This is a genomic window from Streptococcus sp. GMD4S (assembly GCF_000296955.1).
On sequence record NZ_AJRE01000448.1, the window covers coordinates 1 to 9,728 of the forward strand.

At 41.1% G+C, this 9,728-nt stretch carries 11 protein-coding genes; all 11 read left to right on the forward strand.

Annotated features, from left to right (window positions below; translation table 11 throughout):
• A partial coding sequence (gene jag / locus GMD4S_RS11130) for an RNA-binding cell elongation regulator Jag/EloR (protein WP_000316909.1) occupies window positions 1-977 on the forward strand: 977 nt, incomplete at its 5' end.
• A gap of 51 nt (window positions 978-1,028) precedes the next feature.
• A complete protein-coding gene (locus GMD4S_RS11135; protein ID WP_000970732.1) occupies window positions 1,029-1,652 on the forward strand; it encodes a hypothetical protein in 624 nt (207 codons plus the stop codon).
• A gap of 132 nt (window positions 1,653-1,784) precedes the next feature.
• Window positions 1,785-3,242 (forward strand): PTS ascorbate transporter subunit IIC, encoded by a 1,458-nt coding sequence (locus tag GMD4S_RS11140; RefSeq protein ID WP_000452078.1) that lies wholly within the window; start codon window positions 1,785-1,787, stop codon window positions 3,240-3,242.
• Between the two features lie 22 nt (window positions 3,243-3,264).
• Window positions 3,265-3,543, forward strand: a complete 279-nt coding sequence (locus GMD4S_RS11145; RefSeq protein WP_000241470.1) for a PTS sugar transporter subunit IIB — start codon at window positions 3,265-3,267, stop codon at window positions 3,541-3,543.
• Window positions 3,544-3,619: 76 nt separating this feature from the next.
• Window positions 3,620-4,105: a PTS sugar transporter subunit IIA gene (locus tag GMD4S_RS11150; protein WP_001049934.1), complete on the forward strand. Its 486-nt coding sequence runs from the start codon at window positions 3,620-3,622 to the stop codon at window positions 4,103-4,105.
• A gap of 14 nt (window positions 4,106-4,119) precedes the next feature.
• On the forward strand, window positions 4,120-4,785 hold the full coding sequence (locus GMD4S_RS11155) for a 3-keto-L-gulonate-6-phosphate decarboxylase UlaD (protein ID WP_000166723.1): 666 nt from the start codon (window positions 4,120-4,122) through the stop codon (window positions 4,783-4,785).
• A 3-nt stretch (window positions 4,786-4,788) separates the two neighbouring features.
• Complete coding sequence (locus GMD4S_RS11160) at window positions 4,789-5,652, forward strand: L-ribulose-5-phosphate 3-epimerase (RefSeq protein WP_000113588.1); 864 nt, start codon at window positions 4,789-4,791, stop codon at window positions 5,650-5,652.
• A 1-nt stretch (window position 5,653) separates the two neighbouring features.
• Entirely contained in the window at window positions 5,654-6,358 is a 705-nt protein-coding gene (locus GMD4S_RS11165; protein ID WP_001077565.1) for an L-ribulose-5-phosphate 4-epimerase, read from the forward strand.
• A gap of 167 nt (window positions 6,359-6,525) precedes the next feature.
• Window positions 6,526-8,199 (forward strand): BglG family transcription antiterminator, encoded by a 1,674-nt coding sequence (locus tag GMD4S_RS11170; protein WP_000242142.1) that lies wholly within the window; start codon window positions 6,526-6,528, stop codon window positions 8,197-8,199.
• Window positions 8,200-8,315: 116 nt separating this feature from the next.
• Window positions 8,316-9,407 (forward strand): L-ascorbate 6-phosphate lactonase, encoded by a 1,092-nt coding sequence (ulaG, locus tag GMD4S_RS11175; RefSeq protein ID WP_001134225.1) that lies wholly within the window; start codon window positions 8,316-8,318, stop codon window positions 9,405-9,407.
• 127 nt (window positions 9,408-9,534) lie between these two features.
• A partial coding sequence (locus tag GMD4S_RS11180) for a hypothetical protein (RefSeq protein ID WP_000067879.1) occupies window positions 9,535-9,728 on the forward strand: 194 nt, incomplete at its 3' end.

Here is a 9,728-nt window from a genome sequence, read left to right on the forward strand (position 1 = left end):
TTACAGGTTCAACGGTTGAAGAAGCAATCCAAAAAGGATTGAAAGAATTAGACATTCCAAGAATGAAGGCCCACATCAAGGTCGTTTCAAAAGAGAAAAAAGGATTCTTAGGCTTGTTTGGTAAGAAGCCGGCTCAAGTTGATATCGAAGCGATTAGTGAAACGACAGTGATCAAAGCCAATCAGCAGGCCATTAAAGGGGTTCCAAAAGAAGTCAATGAAAAAAATGAACCCGTGAAAACAGTAAGTGAAGCAACTGTTGATTTGGGGCATGTAGTTGAAGCGATTAAGAAGATTGAAGAAGAAGGTCAAGGTGTTTCTGAAGAGGTCAAGGCTGAAATCCTGAAAAATGAAAAACATGCCAGCACGATTTTGGAAGAAACAGGTCATATTTCAATTTTAAATGATTTGGAACCAGAGGATACTGCCGAGGAAGTGGAATCTGCTCCAGAAAAAGAAACTGAAACGCAGGAAGCAACAAGCCAATCTTTGGAAGATTTAGGCTTGAAAGTAGAACCAAGTTATGACATCGAACAAGTGGCAACTGAAGTAGCTAACTACGTTCAAACCATTGTAGATGATATGGATGTTGAAGGGACGATTTCAAGTGACTACAATCGCCGCACCATCAATCTTCAAATTGACACGAATGAACCAGGCCGTATTATCGGCTATCACGGAAAAGTCTTGAAAGCTCTTCAACTATTGGCGCAAAATTACCTTTATAATCGCTATTCAAGAACTTTCTACATTACGATTAACGTCAATGATTATGTTGAACACCGTGCAGAAGTCTTGCAAACCTACGCTCAAAAATTAGCGAATCGCGTTTTGGAGGAAGGTCGTAGCCAGCAAACAGATCCAATGTCGAATAGCGAACGCAAGATTATCCATCGCATTATTTCACGCATGGATGGAGTGACCAGTTATTCTGAGGGTGATGAGCCAAATCGCTATGTTGTCGTAGATACAGAATAAACAAAATCAGGCTTGACCTGATTTTTTGCTAGAAAAAAGGAGAAAAGACCGATGATGGAAACCATCAGAAACTATCTATCTTACGCGGGGATCCAGTATCGTAATCCAGATAAGTCTGGAGATGAGCGAGAGAAGATGCTGGAATTGCGCCACAAAGGCCAGGAGGCTCGTAAGGCTTTTACAAATCTGGCCAAGGACTTCCAAGCAAGTCATCCAGAATGGCAACTTCAACAGACTAGTCAGTGGATGAATCAAGCGCAGCGCTTGCGACCGCATTTCTGGGCCTATCTACAGAGAGAGGGGCAGGTAACAGAACCCATGTTGGCGCTGCGTTTGTATGGGAAACCCTCAGATTTTGGGATTTCCTTAGAAGTCAGCTTCATTGAGCGCAAGAAAGATGAACAGACTTTAGACAAGCAAGCCAAGGTTTTAGAACTTCCAGTGGTAGAAGGAATTTATTATCTAGTCTACTCAAATGGGGAAAGTCATAAGGTGGAGGCTACTGAGGAGAACCGTCGCACTTTACGCGAGAAGGTACGCAATCAGGAAATCCGTAAAGTTTTGGTAAAGTCGGATGTTTCTTTTATTGAAAATCAAACATTAGCAGAGATTTTAGAAAAATTAGAAGAAACTTATACTCGCCTACTTCCTTACTATGAGGTGACGAGGAAGTAAAATTTCTCAAAAATATCATAAATCGTTCAGTCCAAGAGTGAACAGTCCGCTGTGTAATTCTTGGTCTTTTTGTTTGTGTTTTCAAAATATATAATAAAGTTACAAAAACAATTCAAATAAAGGAGAACAGTTATGGAAGTCATTTCAAGTGTTCTAAATTGGTTTTCTAGCAATATTTTGCAGAATCCCGCATTTTTCGTGGGTCTCTTGGTACTAATTGGGTATGCGCTTTTGAAAAAGCCAGCTCATGAAGTCTTTTCAGGATTTGTAAAAGCGACAGTTGGTTATATGTTGCTGAACGTTGGTGCGGGAGGCTTGGTTACCACTTTCCGTCCGATCTTGGCAGCGCTCAACTTTAAATTTCAAATTGGTGCGGCAGTTATCGACCCTTACTTTGGACTAGCAGCCGCAAATAACAAAATTGCAGCTGAGTTTCCTGATTTTGTCGGAACTGCAACAACAGCCCTTTTGATCGGTTTCGGGGTCAATATTCTGCTAGTGGCTTTCCGTAAACTCACCAAAGTGAGAACTCTCTTTATCACAGGGCATATCATGGTGCAACAAGCAGCAACTGTTTCTCTTATGGTTCTCTTCTTGGTTCCACAATTGCGCAATGCTTACGGTACAGCGGCTATCGGAATTATCTGTGGACTTTACTGGGCAATTAGCTCAAACATGACTGTTGAAGCAACTCAACGTTTGACTGGTGGGGGTGGCTTTGCGATTGGTCACCAACAACAATTTGCTATTTGGTTTGTAGATAAAATCGCAGGACGTTTTGGTAAGAAGGAAGAAAGTCTAGACAATATTAAATTGCCTAAATTCCTCTCTATCTTTCATGATACAGTAGTTGCCTCTGCGACCTTGATGCTGGTCTTCTTTGGTGCTATTCTCTTGATCTTGGGACCAGAAATCATGTCAAATAAAGAAGTAATCACTTCAGGAACCTTGTTCAATCCTGCTAAGCAAGACTTCTTCATGTATATTATCCAAACAGCCTTCACCTTCTCAGTTTACTTGTTTATCTTGATGCAAGGTGTCCGCATGTTCGTATCTGAGTTGACAAATGCCTTCCAAGGTATCTCAAGTAAGCTTTTGCCAGGTTCATTCCCAGCGGTGGACGTTGCAGCTTCTTATGGATTTGGCTCTCCAAACGCTGTTTTGTCAGGTTTTGCCTTTGGTTTGATTGGTCAATTGATTACAATCGTTCTACTCATCGTCTTCAAAAATCCTATCCTTATCATCACAGGATTTGTACCGGTATTCTTTGATAATGCAGCTATCGCCGTTTACGCTGATAAACGTGGTGGTTGGAAAGCGGCAGTTATCTTGTCCTTTATCTCAGGTGTACTTCAAGTTGCCCTTGGTGCTCTTTGCGTAGCCCTTCTCGACTTGGCGGCTTATGGTGGTTACCATGGAAATATCGACTTTGAATTCCCATGGCTTGGATTTGGCTACATCTTCAAATACCTTGGTATTATTGGTTATGTGCTTGTTTGCCTCTTCTTGCTTGTCATTCCTCAAATTCAATTTGCCAAAGCTAAAGATAAAGAAAAATACTATAACGGCGAAGTACAAGAAGAAGCTTAGAATTTAGAAAAGGAGAAATAAAATGGTTAAAGTATTAGCAGCATGTGGAAATGGTATGGGTTCATCAATGGTTATCAAGATGAAGGTGGAAAATGCGCTCCGCAAGCTAAACCAAACAGACTTTACAGTAAACTCATGCAGTGTCGGCGAAGCTAAAAGTTTGGCAGCTGGCTATGATATCGTTATCGCCTCTCTTCACCTGATCCAAGAATTGGAAGGGAGAACAAATGGGAAGTTAATTGGGCTTGACAACTTGATGGATGATAAAGAAATCACTGAAAAACTCAGTCAGGCACTATAGAAGGTTGGAGGGGGCTGGACAGAAACTGTGAAGACTGGGTTCTGTCCTAGTCCCTCTTTACATAAAGGAGGCAACTATGAATTTAAAACAGGCTTTGATTGAAAATAATTCAATTCGATTGGGACTTGAGGCGGCTGATTGGAAAGAAGCAGTTAAGTTAGCGGTGGAACCCTTGATTGAAAGTGGCGCAATTTTACCAGAGTACTATGATGCGATTATTGAGTCAACAGAAGAATATGGTCCCTACTATATTTTAATGCCAGGGATGGCTATGCCCCATGCTAGGCCAGAGGCAGGTGTTCAGCGGGATGCTTTTTCACTGATTACCTTGCAAAAATCAGTTGTTTTTTCAGATGGAAAAGAAGTATCCGTCTTACTAGCTTTGGCTGCGACAAGCTCAAAGATTCATACAAGTGTAGCGATTCCACAAATTATTGCCTTGTTTGAGTTGGAAGATTCCATTGCCCGCTTACAAGGATGCCAGAGCAAAGAAGAAGTTTTGGATATGATTGAAGAATCAAAAAATAGTCCATACCTCGAAGGCTTGGACTTGGAAAGCTAAAAAGGAGTAGGAAGATGACAAAAAGAATACCAAATTTACAAGTTGCACTAGACCATTCAGATTTGCAAGGCGCCATTAAGGCTGCTGTAGCTGTTGGTCATGAAGTGGATATCATCGAAGCTGGTACTGTTTGCCTACTTCAAGTAGGGAGCGAATTAGTAGAAGTCTTGCGTAGCCTTTTCCCAGATAAGATCATCGTTGCAGACACCAAGTGTGCGGATGCTGGTGGAACGGTTGCCAAGAATAATGCTGTACGTGGAGCGGACTGGATGACTTGTATCTGCTGTGCAACCATTCCGACTATGGAAGCTGCTCTTAAAGCCATCACAGCTGAACGTGGAGATAGAGGTGAAATCCAAATCGAACTTTATGGAGACTGGACTTTTGAACAGGCTCAACTCTGGCTTGATGCGGGAATTTCCCAAGCAATCTATCACCAATCTCGTGATGCCCTGCTTGCTGGGGAAACTTGGGGCGAAAAAGATCTAAACAAGGTCAAAAAATTGATTGATATGGGCTTCCGTGTGTCTGTTACGGGAGGACTGGATGTGGACACACTCAAACTCTTTGAAGGAGTGGATGTCTTTACCTTTATCGCAGGTCGCGGAATTACCGAGGCAGCAGATCCAGCAGGCGCAGCACGTGCCTTTAAGGACGAAATCAAACGAATTTGGGGGTAATTTATGGCACGTCCAATTGGAATCTATGAAAAAGCTACACCCAAGCATTTTACTTGGTTGGAACGCTTGAATTTTGCAAAAGAATTGAGCTTCGACTTTGTTGAAATGTCGATTGACGAGCGTGATGAACGTTTGGCTCGTCTTGATTGGAGCAAGGAAGAACGATTGGAAATCGTGAAAGCCATCTATGAAACAGGAATCCGAATTCCGTCCATCTGTTTTTCAGGTCATCGTCGCTATCCAATGGGTTCAAACGATCCAGTTCTAGAAGAAAAATCGCTGGAACTGATGAAAAAATGTATCGAACTAGCTCAGGATTTGGGAGTTCGTACGATTCAGTTAGCTGGTTATGACGTTTATTATGAGGAAAAGTCCCCTCAAACACGTGAACGTTTCATCAAAAACCTCAGACAAGCTTGTGTCTGGGCGGAGGAAGCTCAGGTCATCTTAGCTATTGAAATTATGGATGATCCTTTTATTAATAGCATTGAAAAGTACTTGGCTGTTGAAAAAGAGATTGATTCACCTTATCTTTTTGTTTATCCAGATATTGGTAATGTCTCAGCTTGGCATAATGACGTTTACAGTGAATTTTATATCGGGCACCATGCCCTTGCAGCCCTCCACCTCAAGGATACCTATCCCGTGACCGAAACTTCAAAAGGACAATTCCGAGATGTTCCTTTTGGAACTGGCTGCGTCAACTGGGAAGCAGCTTTTGATATTTTGAAAAAGACCAACTATAATGGTCCTTTCCTAATCGAGATGTGGTCTGAAAACTGTGAAACAGTAGAAGAAACCAAAGTGGCTATCAAAGAAGCACAAGATTTCCTCTACCCATTAATAAAGAAAGCGGGTTTGATGTAAGATGAATCAAGTAATCAATGATATGAGAAAGCGTGTCTGCGAAGCTAATCAATCTCTTCCTAAACACGGCTTGGTTAAATTCACATGGGGCAATGTCTCAGAAGTGAATCGTGAGCTAGGCGTGATTGTTATCAAGCCATCGGGAGTAGATTATGATAAATTGACTCCTGAAAACATGGTGGTGACAGATTTGGATGGGAAGGTACTTGAAGGTGATTTGAGACCATCTTCCGACCTACCAACTCACGTGGAATTATATAAAGCTTGGCCTACCATTGGTAGTGTGGTTCATACTCACTCGACAGAAGCAGTGGGTTGGGCACAGGCGGGACGTGATATTCCATTTTATGGGACTACACATGCCGACTATTTTTATGGACCAATTCCTTGTGCTCGTAGCTTGACTCAGGATGAAGTTGAAGTAGCGTATGAAAAGGATACAGGTTTGGTCATTCTGGAAGAATTTGAACGTCGCGGTCTCAATCCGGTTGAAGTACCAGGGATTGTCGTTCGCAACCACGGTCCATTCACATGGGGCAAGAACCCTGAAAATGCAGTTTACCATTCAGTGGTTCTCGAAGAAGTTTCCAAGATGAACCGTTTCACAGAGCAAATCAATCCAAGAGTTGAACCTGCACCACAGCACATATTGGAAAAACATTACCAAAGAAAGCATGGACCAAATGCCTACTATGGTCAAAAATAAAAAACGGGCAATTGAAAAGAGGCTTGGAGGTATCTAGGCCTCGCTTTTGCAATAAACCTGAAAAGCAAACGAGCCCAATGATAAATATTATCATTGAAATATTTTTATTAAAGTGCTATGATAGGGAGACTGTTTGATTGATTGGTCCCGAATAATAGGAGGATAAGATGGTATTAGATAAAACGAGTTGTGAGCTATTGATGTACCTCCTGGATCAAGAATCTCCCAAAACGATTATGACCATTTCCAAAGATTTGGGTCAATCAAGGAGAAAGGTCTATTATCACGTTGATAAAATTAATGATGCATTGGGCAATCCTGAACACCACCTTGTTAGCCTTCCTCGTATTGGTATCTACTTAACGGAGGAGCAGAGACTTGCTTGTCAGCAACTTTTATCCGAAGTTGACTCCTACGAATATGTGATGAGCGGGGAAGAACGCATGCAGATGATGTTATTTTGGATTGGAATTTCCAAAGAACGCATCACTGTCGAAAAACTGATGGAATTAACAGAAGTTTCGCGGAACACCGTTTTGAATGATCTCAATACCATCCGTTACCAGTTAAGCCTAGAACAGTATCAGGTAACCCTGCAAGTAAGTAAATCACAAGGTTATTATCTTAGCGCCCACCCCTTAAATAAAATTCAGCATCTTCAATCGCTCTTATACCATATCTTTATGGAAGGAAATGGAGCTTTTGTTACCATTCTTGAAGATAAGATAAAGGATAGATTCCAAGGAGAGTTGCTTTTGTCTAGACAAATGCATCAATTTCTCAAGGAGCAAGTCCCTCTGGTTGAACAGGATTTAGGGAAAAAAATAAATCATCATGAAGTGACCTTTATGTTGCGAGTGCTTCCTTATCTGCTTTTAAGTTGTGATAATATCACGCGTCATCAAGAAAAGCATCAGGATATTGATCAAGATTTTTCCTTGATTCGTAAGAGAATAGAGTACAGAGTATCTGAAAGGCTGAGTGAGCGCCTTTTTGAGACATTTGAAATTTCTTTATCGGAACTCGAAATTTCTCTGTTGGCCATTCTCCTTTTATCCTATAGAAAGGATAGAGACGTCCATGCGGAAAGCGAAGACTTTCACCAGCTGAAAGTCACTTTAGAGGAATTTATTTGGCATTTTGAATCACAAACCAAGATGGAAATCGAAAACAAGGAAGACTTGTTACGTAACCTGCTGATTCACTGTAAGGCTTTGTTGTTTAGAAAGACCTATGGCATCTTTTCTAAAAATCCTCTTACTAAGCAAATCCGTTCCAAGTACAGCGAGCTCTTTATCATCACCAAAAAATGTGCCGAGATTTTGGAGGAAGCCTGGCTTGTACGCTTGACGGACGATGAGATTGCTTATCTGACGATTCACGTTGGTGGATTTTTGAAATACACTCCATCCTCGCAGAATGCCACCAAAAAAATTTATCTGGTTTGTGACGAAGGAGTAGGGGTTTCTAAACTGTTGCTCAAACAATGTCGTTTCTATCTTCCCAACGAACAAATCGGGGCAGTTTTCACAACAGAACAGTTTAAAAGTGTTGAGGATATTGCCTTGGTGGATTTGGTGATTACAACAAATGATGAACTAGAGAGTCGCTTCCCTGTCTTAAAGGTCAATCCTATCTTGGAGGCAGAGGATATCTTGCGTATAGTTGATTATCTGAAAAACAAGGTTTTTCGAAAAGACGGCAGAAGTTTCAGCGAAAATTTATCAACCATTATTTCAACTTATATACCGGATAAGCGTGCCGCAACGAAACTGCAGCAGGAGATTCAAAGTCTGATAAATCAAGAATTACTTATCCAGTCCTTTTTTGAAGAGTTATAACATGACAGTCCAATGATGAACACAAACCTGTGTTTTTCTTGGTCTTTTTTAATTTTCGGGCGGGTGTTATACTAAGTATGAAATGAAAACTTGAACAAAAAATGGAGGATGTCATAATGCCAAACGTAAAAGAAATTACAAGAGAATCATGGATTCTAGCGACTTTCCCAGAATGGGGAACATGGCTCAACGAAGAAATTGAAGAAGAAGTCGTTCCTGAAGGCAATTTTGCTATGTGGTGGCTAGGCAACTGTGGAACTTGGATTAAGACACCTGGTGGTGCTAACGTTGTGATGGACCTTTGGTCAAATCGCGGAAAATCTACTAAAAAAGTTAAAGATATGGTCCGTGGGCACCAAATGGCTAACATGGCAGGTGTACGTAAATTGCAACCAAACTTGCGTGTTCAACCGATGGTCATTGACCCATTTGCAATCAATGAGTTAGACTACTACTTGGTTTCCCACTTCCATAGCGATCATATTGATCCTTATACAGCCGCAGCTATTTTGAATAATCCAAAATTGGAACATGTTAAATTCATCGGACCTTACCATTGCGGACTTATCTGGGAAGGCTGGGGAGTGCCAAAAGAACGCATTATTGTAGTTAAACCAGGTGACACCATTGAACTCAAAGACATGAAGATTCATGCTGTGGAATCTTTTGACCGTACTTGCTTGGTAACTTTGCCAGTCAACGGTGCTGATGAAACAGGTGGAGAATTGGCAGGTTTGACTGTTACTGATGAAGAGATGGCTCAAAAAGCTGTTAACTATATTTTTGAAACACCAGGTGGTACTATTTATCACGGTGCAGACTCTCACTTCTCAAACTACTTTGCGAAACACGGAAAAGACTTTAAGATTGATGTTGCTTTGAACAACTATGGTGAAAACCCAGTTGGTATCCAAGACAAGATGACTTCAATTGATCTTCTTCGTATGGCAGAAAATCTGCGTGCTAAAGTCATTATCCCAGTTCACTATGACATCTGGTCAAACTTTATGGCTTCAACCAATGAAATTTTAGAACTATGGAAGATGAGAAAAGACCGTTTGCAGTACAACTTCCATCCATTTATCTGGGAAGTAGGAGGTAAGTACACTTATCCTCAAGATCAGCACCTAGTAGAATACCATCACCCACGTGGATTTGATGATTGCTTCGAGCAAGATTCGAATATCCAATTCAAAGCTTTGCTATAAAAACTGTTCAAATGATGTAAATTATTATCTGGAGGTTATCCGTATGTTGCACTATACGGATAATTTTCATATAATAGTAAAATAGGATGTGTGATTTATTAATCACCTCAAAGAGAAAGGAAATTCTATGTCAAATCTATCTGTTAATGCAATTCGTTTTCTAGGTATTGACGCCATCAACAAAGCAAACTCAGGTCACCCAGGGGTGGTTATGGGGGCTGCTCCTATGGCCTATAGCCTCTTTACAAAGCAACTTCGTATCAATCCAGCTCAACCAAACTGGATCAACCGCGATCGCTTTATTCTTTCAGCAGGACACGG

Excerpts from the sequence above, each read along its gene's own strand:
- GMD4S_RS11135 (WP_000970732.1), top strand. The coding sequence starts at position 1,029 with ATGATGGAAACCATCAGAAACTATCTATCTTACGCGGGGATCCAGTAT.
- GMD4S_RS11140 (WP_000452078.1), top strand. The coding sequence starts at position 1,785 with ATGGAAGTCATTTCAAGTGTTCTAAATTGGTTTTCTAGCAATATTTTG.
- GMD4S_RS11145 (WP_000241470.1), top strand. The coding sequence starts at position 3,265 with ATGGTTAAAGTATTAGCAGCATGTGGAAATGGTATGGGTTCATCAATG.
- GMD4S_RS11150 (WP_001049934.1), top strand. The coding sequence starts at position 3,620 with ATGAATTTAAAACAGGCTTTGATTGAAAATAATTCAATTCGATTGGGA.
- GMD4S_RS11155 (WP_000166723.1), top strand. The coding sequence starts at position 4,120 with ATGACAAAAAGAATACCAAATTTACAAGTTGCACTAGACCATTCAGAT.
- GMD4S_RS11160 (WP_000113588.1), top strand. The coding sequence starts at position 4,789 with ATGGCACGTCCAATTGGAATCTATGAAAAAGCTACACCCAAGCATTTT.
- GMD4S_RS11165 (WP_001077565.1), top strand. The coding sequence starts at position 5,654 with ATGAATCAAGTAATCAATGATATGAGAAAGCGTGTCTGCGAAGCTAAT.
- GMD4S_RS11170 (WP_000242142.1), top strand. The coding sequence starts at position 6,526 with ATGGTATTAGATAAAACGAGTTGTGAGCTATTGATGTACCTCCTGGAT.
- ulaG (WP_001134225.1), top strand. The coding sequence starts at position 8,316 with ATGCCAAACGTAAAAGAAATTACAAGAGAATCATGGATTCTAGCGACT.